Source organism: Rhizobium sp. BK316 (genome assembly GCF_014193695.1).
Taxonomy (GTDB): domain Bacteria; phylum Pseudomonadota; class Alphaproteobacteria; order Rhizobiales; family Rhizobiaceae; genus Rhizobium.
Genome location: NZ_JACHZR010000002.1, coordinates 894,838 through 910,242 on the forward strand (window position 1 = coordinate 894,838; position 15,405 = coordinate 910,242).

General features: G+C 61.5%; 16 protein-coding genes. 9 read left to right on the forward strand and 7 right to left on the reverse strand.

Annotated elements, in window-relative coordinates; translation table 11 throughout:
- Window positions 1-14 precede the first annotated feature (14 nt).
- Both FHT87_RS12930 and thrC read right to left on the reverse strand, forming a co-directional pair.
- Window positions 15-1,313, reverse strand: coding sequence for a pitrilysin family protein (locus FHT87_RS12930; protein ID WP_183735551.1), 1,299 nt, complete (start codon window positions 1,311-1,313; stop codon window positions 15-17).
- Between the two features lie 27 nt (window positions 1,314-1,340).
- Complete coding sequence (gene thrC / locus FHT87_RS12935; protein ID WP_183802302.1) at window positions 1,341-2,741, reverse strand: threonine synthase; 1,401 nt, start codon at window positions 2,739-2,741, stop codon at window positions 1,341-1,343.
- A 264-nt stretch (window positions 2,742-3,005) separates the two neighbouring features.
- Here thrC and FHT87_RS12940 point away from each other — a divergent pair, with 264 nt between their 5' ends.
- The gene (locus FHT87_RS12940; RefSeq protein ID WP_183735762.1) at window positions 3,006-3,689 is read left to right on the forward strand and encodes a hypothetical protein; all 684 of its coding nucleotides are present in this window, start codon (window positions 3,006-3,008) and stop codon (window positions 3,687-3,689) included.
- A 157-nt stretch (window positions 3,690-3,846) separates the two neighbouring features.
- On the opposite strand, the gene FHT87_RS12945 is transcribed toward FHT87_RS12940, so the two are convergent.
- Window positions 3,847-4,536 carry an HAD family hydrolase gene (locus FHT87_RS12945; protein WP_183802304.1) on the reverse strand — a complete coding sequence of 230 codons (690 nt, stop codon included), beginning with the start codon at window positions 4,534-4,536 and terminating at the stop codon, window positions 3,847-3,849.
- 160 nt (window positions 4,537-4,696) lie between these two features.
- The gene (locus FHT87_RS12950) at window positions 4,697-5,383 is read right to left on the reverse strand and encodes a helix-turn-helix transcriptional regulator (protein ID WP_183735554.1); all 687 of its coding nucleotides are present in this window, start codon (window positions 5,381-5,383) and stop codon (window positions 4,697-4,699) included.
- Window positions 5,384-5,454: 71 nt separating this feature from the next.
- Between FHT87_RS12950 and FHT87_RS12955 the strand changes: the two genes are divergently transcribed.
- The 3 genes from FHT87_RS12955 (at window position 5,455) to FHT87_RS12965 (ending at window position 7,420) form a co-directional block, all read left to right on the forward strand.
- Window positions 5,455-5,784, forward strand: coding sequence for an NIPSNAP family protein (locus tag FHT87_RS12955; RefSeq protein ID WP_183802308.1), 330 nt, complete (start codon window positions 5,455-5,457; stop codon window positions 5,782-5,784).
- On the forward strand, window positions 5,781-6,140 hold the full coding sequence (locus tag FHT87_RS12960) for an antibiotic biosynthesis monooxygenase (RefSeq protein ID WP_183802311.1): 360 nt from the start codon (window positions 5,781-5,783) through the stop codon (window positions 6,138-6,140). The genes FHT87_RS12955 and FHT87_RS12960 overlap by 4 nt, the downstream gene beginning before the upstream one ends.
- Before the next feature lie 149 nt (window positions 6,141-6,289).
- Complete coding sequence (locus FHT87_RS12965) at window positions 6,290-7,420, forward strand: site-specific DNA-methyltransferase (RefSeq protein WP_183802314.1); 1,131 nt, start codon at window positions 6,290-6,292, stop codon at window positions 7,418-7,420.
- Between the two features lie 122 nt (window positions 7,421-7,542).
- Here FHT87_RS12965 and FHT87_RS12970 read toward each other — a convergent pair whose 3' ends face one another.
- From FHT87_RS12970 to mutY, 3 genes are read right to left on the reverse strand one after another with little or no spacing between them, the layout of a single operon-like run.
- The gene (locus FHT87_RS12970) at window positions 7,543-7,908 is read right to left on the reverse strand and encodes a nuclear transport factor 2 family protein (RefSeq protein WP_183802316.1); all 366 of its coding nucleotides are present in this window, start codon (window positions 7,906-7,908) and stop codon (window positions 7,543-7,545) included.
- Between the two features lie 3 nt (window positions 7,909-7,911).
- Window positions 7,912-8,526, reverse strand: coding sequence for an HAD family phosphatase (locus FHT87_RS12975; protein WP_183802318.1), 615 nt, complete (start codon window positions 8,524-8,526; stop codon window positions 7,912-7,914).
- A gap of 2 nt (window positions 8,527-8,528) precedes the next feature.
- Window positions 8,529-9,620, reverse strand: a complete 1,092-nt coding sequence (mutY, locus tag FHT87_RS12980; RefSeq protein WP_183735560.1) for an A/G-specific adenine glycosylase — start codon at window positions 9,618-9,620, stop codon at window positions 8,529-8,531.
- Window positions 9,621-9,717: 97 nt separating this feature from the next.
- Here mutY and FHT87_RS12985 point away from each other — a divergent pair, with 97 nt between their 5' ends.
- From FHT87_RS12985 to FHT87_RS13005, 5 genes are all read left to right on the forward strand, one after another.
- Complete coding sequence (locus FHT87_RS12985) at window positions 9,718-10,206, forward strand: DUF721 domain-containing protein (protein WP_183802321.1); 489 nt, start codon at window positions 9,718-9,720, stop codon at window positions 10,204-10,206.
- A 58-nt stretch (window positions 10,207-10,264) separates the two neighbouring features.
- On the forward strand, window positions 10,265-10,489 hold the full coding sequence (locus FHT87_RS12990) for a DUF6290 family protein (RefSeq protein WP_183735562.1): 225 nt from the start codon (window positions 10,265-10,267) through the stop codon (window positions 10,487-10,489).
- Window positions 10,473-10,742 (forward strand): type II toxin-antitoxin system RelE/ParE family toxin, encoded by a 270-nt coding sequence (locus FHT87_RS12995; RefSeq protein ID WP_183802324.1) that lies wholly within the window; start codon window positions 10,473-10,475, stop codon window positions 10,740-10,742. Before FHT87_RS12990 ends, FHT87_RS12995 begins: the two co-directional genes overlap by 17 nt.
- A gap of 139 nt (window positions 10,743-10,881) precedes the next feature.
- Entirely contained in the window at window positions 10,882-11,580 is a 699-nt protein-coding gene (locus FHT87_RS13000; protein ID WP_183802327.1) for a DsbA family protein, read from the forward strand.
- 84 nt (window positions 11,581-11,664) lie between these two features.
- Window positions 11,665-15,123, forward strand: a complete 3,459-nt coding sequence (locus tag FHT87_RS13005; RefSeq protein WP_183802330.1) for a chromosome segregation SMC family protein — start codon at window positions 11,665-11,667, stop codon at window positions 15,121-15,123.
- Window positions 15,124-15,405 lie beyond the last annotated feature (282 nt).

A 15,405-nucleotide genomic window follows, 5' to 3' on the forward strand; every position in this document is an offset into this window, starting at 1 on the left:
AACGGATATGTCCGTCAGCGGCTTGCCTGCCTCGTCTTCGGTGCCGAAACCGAAAGCGAGGCGGTGATGTCTTCCATCGGGGCAAGCTGCTCGAGCGGGCCGATCGCCGAAAGCGTCGGGACGGTATCGTAGAAGAGGCGGCCGGCAAGATCGGTCAGGCGCTCGATCGTGATGCCTTCCAAGCGTTCCATCATCTCCGGATTGGAGATCGGACGGCCGTAGAGCATCATCTGTCGGGCGACCTGACCGGCACGCGCCGCAGGACTTTCCTGGCCCATGAGAAGCTGCGCACGGATCTGGGCGCGGGCTCGCTCGATTTCCTTCTGGTCGATATTGTCGGCCGATTTGTGCAGTTCGTCGATGATGACGGGCACCAATTCCGGCAGGTTTTCACCGCCGGTTGCGGCATGGATGCCGAAGATGCCGGTATCGGAAAAGCCCCAGTGGAAGGCATAGACCGAATAACAGAGACCGCGGAACTCGCGCACTTCCTGGAACAGGCGGGAGGACATGCCGCCGCCGAGGATATTGGCGAGGATCTGCGAGCAGTAGAAATCGCGGGCGTGATAGGCCTTGCCCTCGAAGCCGAGCAGAATCTGTGCGTCCATGAGATCGCGCGGTTCGCGCACATTGCCACCGATATAACGTGCGGCTTCCATGACCGGCGGCGCATTGGGCGCGGTCGGCAGACTTGCAAAACGGTCTTCGACCATACGCACGAATTCGTCATGCTCGACGGCGCCGGTTGCCACGACGAACATCCGGTCGGTCGTATAGTTGCGGCCGAGATAGGTGCGGATCTGCTGTGGTGTGAAGGAAACGACGGTTTCCGGAGTGCCGAGGATCGGCCGGCCGAGCGTCTGGCCGCGATAGGCCACCTCGGAGAAACGGTCGAAGACGACATCGTCGGGCGTGTCGTTGGCCGCATTGATCTCCTGCAGGATGACCTGCTTCTCGCGTTCCAACTCTTCCTCTTCGAAGGCGGATTCCGTCAGGATATCGGCCAGGATATCGACGGCGAGCGGCACGTGGTCCTTCAGAACCCGGGCATAATAGGAGGTCGTCTCGGTGGAGGTAGCGGCGTTCACTTCGCCGCCGACATCCTCGATTTCCTCGGCGATCTGGCGTGCGGAGCGTCGCCCCGTGCCCTTGAAGGCCATGTGCTCGAGCAGGTGGGCGATGCCATGCTCGTCTTCCGTCTCGTTGCGCGAACCTGATTTGATCCAGACTCCGAGCGCAGCGCTTTCAAGGTGCGGCATGGTCTGTGTGACTACTGTCAGCCCGGATTTGAGCCGGGTGCACTCAACTGTCATGTGCTATCTTTCTGCGCCTGCCGTCATCTAGCTGCGGGCATGCTTGCCGATAAAGGTTTCAACCGCTTTGAGCTCGGGCTCGATGATCTGGAAGCGCTCCTCCCTGTGCATCAGATCAGCAAGCCACGTCGGAAGCGCCGGGTCAATACCGGAGGCGGATTTTACGGCCGCCGGGAATTTTGCCGGATGGGCGGTGGCAAGCGTCACCATTGGGGTATCAGGCTTTTCCCTCTTGGCGGCCACGAAGACGCCGATCGCCGAATGCGGATCGAGCAGATAGCCGGTTTCCGCATAGGTCTTGCGGATCGTTTCCGCCACCTGGCGCTCGCTTGCGCGGCCGGCACGGAAATCCTTTTTGATGAATTTCAGCGCTTCGGGCGAAATTTCGAAACCATTGGATTGCTTGAGGCTCTCCATTGCGGCACGCACCTTGGAGACGTCGCGGTCATAGGCTTCGAACAGCAGCCGCTCGAAGTTGGAAGATATCTGGATATCCATGGATGGAGAGGTGGTGGCCTTCACCGCCTTCATGTCATAACGGCCGGTCTTCAGCGTTCGCGCCAGGATATCGTTCTCATTGGTGGCGATGACGAGCTTGTCGATCGGCAGGCCCATGCGCTTGGCACAGTAGCCGGCGAAGATATCGCCGAAATTCCCAGTCGGTACCGTGAAGGAGATCTTCCGGTCCGGTCCGCCGAGTGCCACCGCCGTCGTGAAATAATAAACGATCTGGGCCATGATGCGCGCCCAGTTGATCGAGTTGACACCCGAGAGCTTCACCCTGTCGCGGAAGGCAACGTCGTTGAACATGGCTTTGACGAGGTTCTGGCAATCGTCGAAATTGCCCTCGACGGCAAGCGCATGCACGTTGCCGGCCGTTGACGTCGTCATCTGCCGCTGCTGTACCGGCGAAACCTTGCCATGCGGGAAGAGGATGAAGATGTCGGTGCGCTCGCGGCCGGCAAAGGCGTCGATCGCAGCGCCACCCGTATCGCCCGAGGTGGCGCCGACGATGGTCGCCCGCTCGCCGCGCTTTTCCAGGGCGTAATCCATCAGACGGGCAAGAAGCTGCATCGCCACATCTTTGAATGCGAGCGTCGTGCCGTGGAAGAGTTCCATCACGAAACTGTTCGGGCCGGTCTGGACCAGCGGTGCGATCGCCGGATGGCGGAAAGTGCCGTAGGCCTCGTCGATCATCGCCCGGAAAGTGTCTTCGGGGATCTCGCCATTGGTGAAGGGCGACAGGATGGTGAAGGCGATCTCCTGATAGGTCTTGCCCCGCAGGCTGCGGATTTCCTTCTTGGAAAAACTCGGCCATTTTCTCGGAACGTAGAGCCCGCCGTCGCGCGCAAGCCCCGTCAGCAGGGCGTCGCAAAAGCCGAGGGAAGGGGCCTCGCCGCGGGTCGAGATATAGTCCACGTTCGTCATCCTTGATCTATGGCTGGAGAAAGTCGGTGCGGAAACGAGACGCTGCCGTTCCGCCGAAAACCGGAAGCTTGCCGGCCTGTTGGGGCAATGTCGCAGGTATCCTATTGAACTTGCCTGCATCCGGCGCCGAAAAGTGCATCAAAACGGTGCTTACCCAATCGATTTTTCTTTGCGCCGCTGATATAGACCATCGCCAACTGTCATGAAAGGCCTTGCGCGAAAGTCGCAAGCACCTAGAAGAAAAGCGTTTGCAAGGGGTGGAATATCGTGCTCGGCAAGGTCTCGCGTCTCATTGTTTCTGCATCGCTTTTTGCCGCCCTCGCTGGCTGCAATTCGCTCGGCCTCGGCGGCGACAGCAAGCCTGAAGCCGCAGCTGCGAGCAGCGGCCCCGCTCCGCTTCAGCCGAATGGCAATGCCCAGATCATGCCGGTCGCGCCGACCAATCCTTCGTCGAACCAGGCCCCGATCGGCACCGGCATCACGGCGCAAGGAACGGTCGCACCCGTTGTGCAGGGTGCATGCCCGCAGATCTTCATGCGTGACAAGGACGCGATCTACCGCACCTATGCGAAAGGTGCGAAGACCGGTGATCCGCAGCAGGTCGTCTTCCAGGCATCTTTCGGCGACTATAGCCGCCAGTGCATGCTCAGCGACACGGCACTCTCCATGACCGTCGTGGCGCAGCTTCGCCTCGTCGCCGGTCCGGGCGGCACGCCGGGTCCGGTCACCCTGCCGATCCGCATCTCGGTGCTGGATGGTCAGGACGTGCTGTCATCGGAAGTCGTCAACTTCCCGACGCAAATTCCGGCGGGCTCCCCTGCCACGCAGGTCATCTTCCGCCACGAAGGCATCAAGATGCCGGTCGGCTCCGGTGCGTTGGTTCGCGTCAATGTCGGCTTCGACACCCAGCCCGCCAAGAACGCCAAAAATTCCAAGAAGAGCAGCTAGGCAATCGGCTGCTCGCGATCTCGTACGGTCGAACGCGCTGTAGTGGCGCGGAACGTGCGGCACGCGACAAACCGTCATCCACATATAAAAGCGCGCGCGAATCTGGGGGCTCAGTGTGCGAGCTTCGGTGGGAGGCTGGAGGCAGCAAGGCTGCGGCTTAGGGCACGCCTTCCCACTCTGCCAGCGCGGCGACCACGCCCGGCAGATCGTTCATGCGTGAGATGACGGTCTCCGCGCCTGCATCCGTCAACTTGTCGGCATGCGAGGGATAGGTGTGCGAGCCGCCGGTGAAGCCGATCACCCGCATGCCTGCAGCGCGCGCAGCGTGGACACCGTGCGTGGAATCTTCGACGACGACTGTCTTGGAAGGCGAAACGCCCCTCTGGCTTGCGCCATGCAGGAAGATATCCGGCTTCGGCTTGGCGCGATCGGGGCCAAGATCCTTCGCAGAGAAGATGTTGGGCGCGAAGAGCTTCCTCAGGCCGACCTTGCCAAGCATCATGTCGAGCCTCTGGCTCGATGAATTCGAGCAGATGCAGCGCTTCATCGACAGGCGGCTGATGGCGAATTCGACGCCGGGAATGGCCTGGACTTCCTGTTCGAGCCGGATATCCAGAAGCTTCTGCGACTGATCGATAAGGGACGCTGAGAGCGGAATGCTCGCTTCCCGTTCGATCTGGAGCAGGATGTCGTGCCAGGTGAGACCGGCGAAGCGCTCGTTCATCTCCTCGATGCTGATCGGATAGCCTGCTTCCGTCAGCAGCTTGGATTCGACATCCGCTGCGATGATTTCGGAATCGACCAGAACGCCGTCACAGTCGAAAATGATGAGGTCGAAACCGTCCATATACTCATGCCTTGTTCGGGGATGATGCGGCTTTACACGATGGCGGACGAAAGCTCAACCGATGGTGGGGCATGGCTGGAATGCGCGGCGCGGGCAGCTTTTGCGGCGAGCGGCTGCGGCACGGCCGCTCACCATCATTTAGGGACCAAGTCGTGCCCTGCTAACTTTGCAGCGGAAACAGCTTCAGAAACTGCCGATCGCCCTCGGGTGAAAAGACCACCGAGCGGCTTTCCGGTATTCGTCGCGCCCAGCCTTTCTCCATGAAACTCGCCAGCAGTGCTTTGCCGAGGCTGCCGGCGAGATGGGCGCGGCGTTCGCTCCAGTCGAGGCAGGAGCGGCAGAGCGGTCGGCGAGAGGATTTGAGGCTGCCGATATCGATGCCGATACATTGCAGATCGCTCTCGCCCTTGGTTGTTACCGCAAGCCCGTCGCCGATGGCATCGATCGATCCCGATGCGACCAGGCTGTCCAGCATGCGCACGCCGTAATCGCCGGCGAGGTGATCGTAGCAGATGCGCGCCTTGCGCAGTGCCGGATCCTTCGGTCCGGGCTGGTGGCGCAGATGCCCGCGGCTTGCGGCAAGACCCATCATGCTTTCGATCAGCCGGGCCACCGCCTCGTCGGCCAGGGTGAAATAGCGGTGCCGCCCCTGTTTGCGCTGGGCAAGCAAGCCACCGCCTTCCAGCTTTGAGAGATGTGAGCTCGCCGTCTGCAGCGTGATGCCGCCGGCTGCGGCGAGCTCCGTCGCCGTCAGCGCACGGCCGCCCGTCAGTGCCGCCAGCATGTTGGCGCGGGCCGGATCGCCGATGAGCGCACCGATCTGCGCGATGTCAGGTCCTTCCTTCATAGTTCGATCGTAACCGAAGCATCTCTGCAGCGCAATGTGTGAAAACTCCTCTCATACGAAAGGAGAAACCGATGATTACCTGCTTCATCCGCTATGAGATCGACCCCTTCCGCAAGGATGCCTTTGCCGAATATGCCCGCAACTGGGGACAGGCGATCCCGCGCAACGGTGCCGACCTGATCGGTTATTTCGGCCCGCACGAGGGTTCAGCGACGACGGCCTACGGCGTCTATAACATCGAAAGCCTCGCAGCCTACGAGGCCTACCGTGCAAGGCTAACCGCCGATCCGCTCGGCCGGGAGAATTATGAGTTCGCCCGCCGCGAGCGCTTTATTCTCAAAGAGGACCGGATCTTTCTCAAGAACGTCTCGGTCCCGCATGCGAAGCTGGTGCTGCCATGATCGCCGTCATCTTCGAAGTCATTCCCTATCTCGGCGAGCGCCACAAATATCTTGATCTTGCCGGCGAACTTAGATCCGAACTCCAGAAGATCGACGGCTTCATTTCCATCGAGCGTTTCGAGAGCCTGACGATGCGCGGCAAGATCCTCTCGCTGTCCTTCTTCCGGGATGAGGAAGCGGTGCGCGAGTGGCGCAATCTCGAAGCCCATCGGGCGGCGCAAAAGGCCGGCCGCAACGGTATTTTCGCCGATTATCGTCTGCGCATCGGCCATGTCGTCAGAGACTACGGCATGCTTGAGCGGGCCGAGGCACCTGAGGACAGCAGGCAGGTTCACGCGCCTCAGGCGGCGCAGTGAAATCGGGGCGGGCTGTGCCGGGAGTCCGCCTCTTAATCATACGCAAACCGGAATATTTTCTCGAAACGGGTCGGTGCTTCAGGCTTTGGTAACCAACTTGCGTAACCATAACGGAGAGTTAAGCGTAGAGCGTATGAGTGAGTATCTACATGGCGTCTGTTTTCCCGCTTGCCGACCTGAAGACTTCCGCAAAGCCGGGCTCTTGGGTCGACACGATCATCAAGGGCGATTGCGTTGCAGCCCTCGAGGCTCTTCCGAACCAGTCGGTTGACGTCATCTTTGCCGATCCGCCCTACAACCTCCAGCTCGGCGGCACACTGCACCGTCCGGACCAGTCGCTGGTCGACGCCGTCGATGACGACTGGGATCAGTTCGCTTCTTTCGAAGCCTATGACGCCTTCACCCGCGCCTGGCTGCTCGCCTGCCGCCGCGTGCTGAAGCCGACGGGCACGATCTGGGTCATCGGCTCCTATCACAACATCTTCCGCGTCGGCGCCACGCTGCAGGATCTGAACTTCTGGATCCTCAACGATATCGTCTGGCGCAAGACCAATCCGATGCCGAACTTCAAGGGCCGCCGCTTCCAGAACGCCCATGAGACGATGATCTGGGCAAGCCCGAACGCCAAGGCCAAGGGCTATACCTTCAACTACGATGCCATGAAGGCCGCCAACGACGATGTGCAGATGCGCTCCGACTGGCTCTTCCCGATCTGCAGCGGCAACGAGCGCCTGAAGGGTGAGGACGGCAAGAAGGTGCATCCGACGCAGAAGCCGGAAGCGCTGCTTGCCCGCGTCATCATGGCCTCGTCGAAGCCCGGCGATATCATTCTCGATCCCTTCTTCGGTTCGGGAACGACCGGCGCCGTCGCCAAGCGTCTCGGCCGTCACTTCGTCGGCATCGAGCGCGAGCAGGACTATATCGATGCGGCCTCTGCCCGCATCGCCGCCGTCGAACCGCTCGGCAAGGCGGAACTGACCGTCATGACCGGCAAGAAGGCCGAAGCGCGCATCGCCTTCAACGTGCTGGTCGAAAGCGGCCTCATCAAGCCCGGCCAGGTGCTGACGGATGCCAAGCGCCGTTACAGCGCCGTGGTGCGCGCGGACGGCACGGTCGCCGCTGGTGGCGAGGCCGGTTCCATTCATCGCCTCGGCGCGAAAGTGCAGGGCCTCGATGCATGCAACGGATGGACCTTCTGGCATTTCGACGACGGGCAATCCCTGCGCCCGATCGACGAATTGCGATCCATCATCCGCACTGACCTCGCAAAGGTGGGCTGAGCAGCACCTTGCAAGGTTGAGACTTACCTTTCTTCCGGTTTGTACCTCCAGTTACGGAAGAAGAAAAAGAAGCCCGGGGTCGAAAAACCCCGGGCCTCTTGTTTCAGGACTGAAATTCTTCTTCAGAATTCCTGATAGTCGGTCACGTCGACGCGCGTGACCTTGCCGTCCTCGTTGAAGGTGATCGTCTCTTCGCCTTCGCGGATCAACGGCTTTCCGGTCTTGCTGTGCGTCGCCCGAACGGACCAGACGGCGCGGCCCGAAAGCGGCGTCAGGGTCTCGACCAGAGAATTCTCCGCCGTCTGATCCGGATAATCGTCGAAGTAGCGGCGGAAGGCGGCCATGATCTCGGCCCGGCCGGCAAGGCTGCCGACGCCGTTGGAGACATAAGTCGCATCCTCGGCGAACCAGTTCTCGATCTCGGGAAAATCGAGCGCGTTGATCGCCGCGTGGAAGCGGTCGATGGCATCAGCGGGATCGAAAGACATGGCTCAGGCCTTCAGTCCATAGGTGGCAAGATCGGCGCGCAGCTTGTCGGCGCCGGTAAAGAGCACGGCATTCCATCCGGCTGCCTTTGCGCCCTCGACATTGGCGGGTGCGTCATCGATGAAGATTGTCGCGGATGGATCGAGGTCGAAGCTCTTCGTATGGGTTTCGTAGATCGCGATATCCGGCTTGATGAGGCCGACATCACCCGAAACGGTCACGCCGCGTGGCTTCTTGAGAAAGGCGAAGCGCTCCTGCGCCTCGCGGAACGTGTCGGAGGCGAAGTTCGTCAGCATCGTCACGTCCCGGCCCTCGTTGATGAAGCCTTCCATGATCGCGACGCTGTCTTCATAGGCATGCGGCACCATTTCGTGCCAGTGCTTGCGGAAGGCGCGGATATGCTCCGCGCGGGTCGGATGCTGCTCGATCAGCAATGCCTCGGCATCGGCCCAGGTGCGGCCGCGGTCCTGCTCGATGTTCCAGTCATGGGTACAGATATTGGCGAAAAACCAGTTGCGCTCGGCCTCATCGGGAATGAGGCGACTGAAGGGAATATGGGGATCGTAGTGAATAAGAACTTTGCCGATATCGAAAACGATATGCTTGATGTCGTTTGCCATAGTCATCCCTTGGCTGTTTTGAACGCGAGAGGAATAGCCGCTGCGATCGCTTTTTTCATGATGGTCGGCAGCGCCTGAGCTTCAAGATTTGTAACCGGTTCCCACCATCCGTCATTGGTCTGGACAGGGGCCGGGATTGCCGCACGGAAGATCGAAAGCCTGAGCTCGAAATGCGTGAAGACATGCGTGACGGTGCCGGCACTTTCCCAGCCGGCTTCGAAAGGTGCAGCCTCTGCCGACGTTTCGCCATCCTGTCGCGCCGTCCACGCCGTCGTCGGAATTTCCGTCATGCCGCCGAGCAGGCCGCTTTCCACACGCCGCCGCAACAGGATCTCACCCTCGGAGGTAACTGCCACAAAAGCTGCGCCACGGCGGATCGGCTTTTCCTTCTTCGCAGCCTTGACCGGGAACTGGTCGGGATCGTGCAACCGCAGGGCCTCACACGACCCGTTGAAGGGACAGAGCGAACAGGCCGGGCGTTTCGGCGTACAGATCGTCGCGCCGAGATCCATCATGGCCTGCGCAAAATCACCGGGCCGGTCGGCAGGCGTCAGCAGTGCCACTTTCTGGCGCATCAGCGGCTTGGCGGCCGGAAGTGGGGTGGCAATGGCATAGAGCCGTGAGATCACCCGCTCTACATTGCCGTCCATAACGGCCGCTTGCCGGTTGAAGGCGATTGCCGCAACCGCTGCCGCCGTATAGTCGCCGATGCCGGGTAGGGATTTCAGACCCTCTTCGGAGTCCGGAAAAATGCCGCCATATTCGCTGGCAACGGCTTCGGCGCATTTCTTCAGATTGCGTGCCCGCGCATAATAGCCAAGCCCCGCCCAGGCGGCCATCACTTCTTCGCTCGGCGCCTTTGCGAGATCGATCACCGAGGGCCACTTCGCCAGAAAATTGGCGAAATAGGGCTTTACTGCCGGAACCGTCGTCTGCTGCAGCATCACCTCCGACAGCCAGACGCGATACGGGTCGGCCTTGATGCCGCGTTTCGCCATCGGCGGTGATACGCGCCAGGGCAGGTCGCGGTGATGGCGGTCATACCATTCAAGGAGTAAGGAGGCGGTCGGCGCGTCCAGTGTGCGTGTCGTCATTATTTGCCGCGATCAGGGGAAGTGCTCTATACTTGGCGAAACAACGCAGCGCGATCAAGCCGGCGGCTTCGAAAGACCACCGCTTACCAAGGTTTCGATGAGTTATCCACGCAAAGGTGAGAAGCAGATTTCCGAGCTGACGAACGGCATCATCGATCCCGTTCTCGCCCGCCGCGCCGGCATCAACTCCGCGCTTCTTGGTTCCTGGGACGAAATCGCCGGCGAGGATTTCGCCGATTGCACCCGCCCGGAAAAGATCGCCTGGGCGCGCGGCGGTGATGACGGCAGCTTCCGCCCCGGCGTGCTGACGGTTGCCTGCGAGGGGGCGCGCGCGCTTTTTCTCACCCACGCCCAGGGCGAGCTGATCCAGCGCATCAACAGCTTCTTCGGTTTTGCCGCCGTCCATCAGATCCGCATCGTCCAGAAGCCGGTCTACCAGCCGGTGAAGCGCTCCCGCACGCCCCCGCCACTGAAGGGCGAGGCGGCCCGCAAGCTGGAAAGCATGATGCAGGGCTTGGAGGACGAAAAGATCAGACAGGCGATCACCCGGCTCGGCACGGCGGTATTGGGAAAACGGGGCAGATAGGTTTCGTTTGATATCGTATCGGCCCAGGTGCTATACAAGTATAGCAATGGAGGCTCCTATGCTCGCTTTAAGATTGCCGCCGGAGATTGAAGCTCGCCTGGATGCGCTTGCCAAGCGCACCGGGCGAAGCAAGAGTTTTTATGCGCGGCAGGCCATCCTCGAACACCTTGATGATATGGAAGACATCTTCCTTGCCGAAAAGCGCCTTGAGGAGCTTCGCAAGGGAGAAACCGATACTGTGCCGCTCTCGGACTTGATGGCGCGGTATGGCGTGGAGAATTGAGTTTCACCGGGCTGCGGAGCGTGAACTCGAAAAGCTCGGCCGCGACGCCGCCAGCCGTATCCTCCGCTTTCTCAACGACCGCATTTCAAAGTTGGACGATCCAAGATCGGTCGGAGAGGCGCTGAAGGACGCCGAGCTGGGAAACTTCTGGAAATACCGTGTCGGAGACTATCGCGTAATCGCTGACATCAATGATGGCGCGGTTCGCATTCTGATTGTGCGCATCGGCAATCGCCGCGATGTGTATCGATAATGAGAAATCCTGCGTGGTTTTGACTACTCGTCTTTCGTAGGTCACAATTCTTTGAAGAAAGTTGGCGAAGCGTGCCTTGTTCGTGGCTTCTGGCCGTTATATCGCACAATCAGCTGCCACACTTGTTTATGGGGAACCCATGCGCATCTCTGAAATGCAACTGACGAAACGCCAGCTTCTGGGCGGTGTCGCCACCGCAACTGCATCCATGGCGGTATACGGCACGGCGCAGGCGCAGGCAGCCGTCGAAATCCCGAAGCCGGATGGCGATGTGGATATGGCCAAGGTGATGACCCCTGGCGCGCTGCCGGAAATGGCGCTCGGCAAGACCGATGCCCCGGTCAAGATCGTCGAATATATGTCGATGACCTGCCCGCACTGCGCCCACTTCCACAACACCACCTTCGATACGATCAAGCAGAAATATATCGACACCGGCAAGGTCGAGTTCGTTCTGCGCGAATTCCCCTTCGATCCGCGCGCTGCCGCTGCCTTCATGCTCGCCCGCTGCAACCCGCAGAAGCCGGAAGAGCTCGCAACGCCCGAGCAATATTTCCCGATGGTCGCCATGCTCTTCAAGCAGCAGCAGGTCTGGGCTGCCGCCGATGATGGCCGCGCCGCGCTGCTTCAGATGTCGAAGCTCGCCGGATTTACTGAGGATAGCTTCACGAAGTGCTTGACGAACCAGAAGCTGCTGGATGAAGTGAATGCCACGCGGGAAAGGGGTTCCAAGGATTTTGGCGTCAACGCCACACCGACGTTCCTCATCAATGGCAAGCGCTATTCTGGAGACATGCCGGTTGACACCATGTCGGCCCTCATCGACAGCCTCCTCTGATCCGTACCGTTTTGCGAAGGCGGGCGACGGCGAAAGCCGTGCGCCCGCTTTTTCGTTTGGTGAAGCATTTGGTGAGGCGGCGGCATGAAGTTCAACAAGCTTCGCCTTGTCGGCTTCAAATCCTTCGTCGAACCGACCGAATTCATCATCGAGCGCGGCCTGACCGGCGTCGTCGGTCCGAACGGCTGCGGCAAGTCCAATCTCGTCGAGGCCCTGCGCTGGGTCATGGGCGAGAATTCCTATAAGAACATGCGCGCGTCCGGCATGGACGACGTGATCTTCTCGGGTTCGGGAAACCGCCCGGCGCGCAACACCGCTGAAGTCGGCCTCTATCTCGATAATGGCGAGCGCACCGCACCCGCCGCCTTCAATGACAGCGATGAAATCCAGGTCACGCGTCGCATCGAGCGCGAACAGGGGTCGATCTACCGCATCAATGGCAAGGAAAGCCGGGCCAAGGACGTGCAACTTCTCTTCGCCGACGCCTCCACCGGCGCGCGTTCTCCCTCCATGGTCGGGCAGGGCCGCATCGGCGAGCTGATCGCCGCAAAACCGCAGGCTCGCCGTCAGTTGCTGGAAGAGGCCGCCGGCATTTCCGGCCTGCATTCCCGCCGCCACGAGGCAGAGCTTCGCCTGCGCGCGGCCGAAAGCAATCTGGAGCGTCTCGACGACGTCACCTCTCAGCTCGAAAGCCAGATCGAGAGCCTGAAGCGTCAGGCCCGCCAGGCAAACCGCTTCAAGACGCTTTCCGCCGATATCCGTGCCCGCGAAGCGATGCTCTTGCATATCCGCTGGGTGCAGGCGAAGGAGGCCGAGGCCGAAGCCGACAGCGCGCTCAACCAGGCAACCGTCGTCGTCGCCGAGAAGGCGCAGATCCAGATGGATGCGGCAAAGAACCAGGGCATCGCCGCCCTGAAGCTGCCGGAACTGCGTGAAGGCGAGGCGAAGGCTGCCGCCGCACTTCAGCGCCTGCAGATCGCCCGCAGCCAGCTCGAGGAAGATGCCAACCGCATCCTGCGCCGCCGCGACGAACTTACCCGTCGTCTGACGCAGCTTGCCGAAGACATCAGGCGTGAGGAGCGGCTTGTCGCCGATAATGCCACGATCCTCGCAAGGCTTGATGCCGAAGAGGCCGATATCGCCGAAATCCTGGCCGATTCCGGCCGTTATGCCGAGGAGACGCGGCAGGCTTTCGAGGAGGCTGCCGCCAAGCTTGCCGACAGCGAGCGCATCTTCACCACCCTGACGGCAGACCGCGCCGAAGCCGCCGCCGGCCGCAATCAGCTTGAACGCGCCATCCGCGACCTCTCCGACCGCAAGCTGCGCCTCGAACGTCAGATGGAAGAGGCCAACCGTGAGCTCGCCGGCATCGAGCAGAAGATCGCGACACTGCCGGATCCGGACGAAAAGCGCGCCATGGTCGATGCCGGCGAGATTGCCGTCGCGGAGGCTGAGGCGGTGATCCAGTCTGTCGAACAGGCGCTTGCTAAAGCGCGCGAGACCGAGGCGCTCTCCCGCGCCCCGCTTGAGCAGGCGCGCAGCAAGCTCAACGCGCTGGAAACGGAAGCCCGTACCATCCAGCGCATGCTGGCCAGCGCCGCGGCAGGGGAATTCCCGCCGGTTGCCGAGGAGTTGAAGGTCGATCGTGGTTTCGAGACGGCGCTCGGTGCCGCTCTCGGAGACGATCTCGAATCCCCGCTCGATCCGAATGCACCTGCCTACTGGTCGGAAAACGGCGACGGTGTCGGCGATCCGACCCTTCCTGCCGGCGCCGATCCGTTGCTGAACCATGTCCGCCCACCTGCCGCTCTGATCCGCCGCCTGCGCCAGATCGGTCTGGTCACTGCCGCTGACGCACCGCGTCTGGTGAAGGAGCTCAAGGCCGGCCAACGGCTGGTCACCAGGGAAGGGGCGGTCTATCGCTGGGATGGCCATGTCACTGGCGCGGATGCGCCGAGTGCGGCAGCACTCCGTCTTGCCCAGAAGAACCGCCTCGCCGAGCTGGAAGGCGAGGCTGAGCTTGCCCGCGATGTCCTCGCTGAAGCCGAAGAACAACTCGCCGCCGCTGCTGAAACCATCCGCGGCGAAGAGCGCCGGCTTGCTGACGCCCGTGATATGAGCCGCCTGTCCGCCCGCCATCTGGCTGAAGCGCGGGAAGCGCTTGCCGCTGCCGAGCGCGCTTCCGGTGATCTCATTCGCCGCCGCGATGTCATTGCCGAAGCTGTCAGCCAGTTGCAGGCCCAGCTTGAGGATATCGCCGTTCAGGAAGAAAATGCCCGTATCGAACTCGAAGACGCGCCGGATCTGACTGCGCTCGATGAACGGCTGCGCTTCCAGCAGGCCGAGGTCGCGACGGATCGCGGCGCCCTTGCCGAAGCCCGCGCCCGCCACGAGAGCCTCAACCGGGAGAATGACGCCCGCCAGCGCCGCATCGTCGCCATCGGCCAGGAGCGCGAGACATGGCGCCAGCGCGCTGCCAGCGCCGAGGACCACATCGCCACGCTCCGCGAGCGCGAAGAAGAGGCGCGTGAAGAGGCCGCCGAACTGGAAATGGCGCCGGACGAATTCGACGACAAGCGCCGCGCGCTGCTGACGGAGCTGCAGAAGGCCGAGGAAGCCCGTCGCCATGCTGCCGATCTCTTGGCCCAGGCCGAACTGCTGCAGCGCGATGCCGACCACAAGGCGGCGACGGCACTTTCCGAACTCGCCGAAAGCCGCGAGCGCCGCGGCCGCGCCGAGGAACGCCTCGTCTCCGCTCGCGAGAAGCGGCAGGAGAGCGAGCAGCGCATTCGCGAGGCGCTGAGCGTGGCTCCGCATGAGGCGCTGCGCCTTGCCGGCCGGCCGGGGCTGCAGAGCCTGCCCGATCCGCATGAGGTCGAGCGCGAGGTCGAGCGGCTGCGGATCGAGCGCGAGCGTCTCGGCGCCGTCAACCTGCGGGCAGAGGAGGAGCAGAAGGAGCTCAGCGAGAAGCTGGAGACGCTCGTCAAGGAACGCGACGACGTCATCGACGCTATCCGCAAGCTGCGCGGCGCAATCCAGAGCCTGAACCGCGAGGGTCGCGAACGCCTGATCGCCGCCTTCGATGTCGTCAATGCGCAGTTCCAGCGCCTCTTCACTCACCTCTTCGGCGGCGGCACGGCGGAATTGCAGCTCATCGAATCAGACGATCCGCTGGAAGCTGGCCTCGAAATCCTCGCCCGCCCGCCGGGCAAGAAGCCGCAGACCATGACGCTGCTGTCGGGTGGCGAACAGGCGCTGACGGCGATGGCGCTGATCTTTGCCGTCTTTCTCACCAATCCTGCGCCGATCTGCGTGCTGGATGAAGTGGACGCCCCGCTCGACGACCATAATGTCGAGCGTTACTGCAATCTGATGGATGAGATGGCAGCGTCTACGGAGACGCGATTCGTCATCATTACCCACAATCCCATCACCATGGCCCGTATGAATCGCCTCTTTGGCGTCACAATGGCCGAGCAGGGTGTTTCCCAGCTTGTTTCGGTCGATTTGCAGACCGCAGAGCGTCTGCGCGAGACGGCGTGAGGCGGCATTTTAATTAAAGACCAAAAAAGGTCACCTTCACATCGGGTACGTACCCCATTTGGGTGATGCTCTTTTGCGCGTATTGCATTAGAAGTTGTTTTATCGCAACCGTGTCATTGCGGATAAGTAGCAATCGGTCGTTGCGTTCAGTGGAATTTGCAATGCAGTCTTCGGGCGGGGTGGGGACCGAAGGCCGCCAGGCATAAGTGGACCCCCCGTCCGGTTTTCCTGGCCGGACGGAAACAAGGCTTTGCGGGACCGTTGTTGCAGTCCCGCAAAGCT

What these genes read in the sequence shown, in the direction of transcription:
- FHT87_RS12985 (WP_183802321.1), top strand. Translation starts at nt 9,718, where the DNA reads ATGAGTTATCCACGCAAAGGTGAGAAGCAGATTTCCGAGCTGACGAAC.
- FHT87_RS12930 (WP_183735551.1), bottom strand. Translation starts at nt 1,313, where the DNA reads ATGACAGTTGAGTGCACCCGGCTCAAATCCGGGCTGACAGTAGTCACA.
- FHT87_RS13005 (WP_183802330.1), top strand. Translation starts at nt 11,665, where the DNA reads ATGAAGTTCAACAAGCTTCGCCTTGTCGGCTTCAAATCCTTCGTCGAA.
- FHT87_RS12960 (WP_183802311.1), top strand. Translation starts at nt 5,781, where the DNA reads ATGATCGCCGTCATCTTCGAAGTCATTCCCTATCTCGGCGAGCGCCAC.
- FHT87_RS13000 (WP_183802327.1), top strand. Translation starts at nt 10,882, where the DNA reads ATGCGCATCTCTGAAATGCAACTGACGAAACGCCAGCTTCTGGGCGGT.
- FHT87_RS12990 (WP_183735562.1), top strand. Translation starts at nt 10,265, where the DNA reads ATGCTCGCTTTAAGATTGCCGCCGGAGATTGAAGCTCGCCTGGATGCG.
- FHT87_RS12955 (WP_183802308.1), top strand. Translation starts at nt 5,455, where the DNA reads ATGATTACCTGCTTCATCCGCTATGAGATCGACCCCTTCCGCAAGGAT.
- FHT87_RS12965 (WP_183802314.1), top strand. Translation starts at nt 6,290, where the DNA reads ATGGCGTCTGTTTTCCCGCTTGCCGACCTGAAGACTTCCGCAAAGCCG.
- FHT87_RS12970 (WP_183802316.1), bottom strand. Translation starts at nt 7,908, where the DNA reads ATGTCTTTCGATCCCGCTGATGCCATCGACCGCTTCCACGCGGCGATC.
- FHT87_RS12945 (WP_183802304.1), bottom strand. Translation starts at nt 4,536, where the DNA reads ATGGACGGTTTCGACCTCATCATTTTCGACTGTGACGGCGTTCTGGTC.
- FHT87_RS12995 (WP_183802324.1), top strand. Translation starts at nt 10,473, where the DNA reads ATGGCGTGGAGAATTGAGTTTCACCGGGCTGCGGAGCGTGAACTCGAA.
- FHT87_RS12975 (WP_183802318.1), bottom strand. Translation starts at nt 8,526, where the DNA reads ATGGCAAACGACATCAAGCATATCGTTTTCGATATCGGCAAAGTTCTT.
- FHT87_RS12950 (WP_183735554.1), bottom strand. Translation starts at nt 5,383, where the DNA reads ATGAAGGAAGGACCTGACATCGCGCAGATCGGTGCGCTCATCGGCGAT.
- mutY (WP_183735560.1), bottom strand. Translation starts at nt 9,620, where the DNA reads ATGACGACACGCACACTGGACGCGCCGACCGCCTCCTTACTCCTTGAA.
- thrC (WP_183802302.1), bottom strand. Translation starts at nt 2,741, where the DNA reads ATGACGAACGTGGACTATATCTCGACCCGCGGCGAGGCCCCTTCCCTC.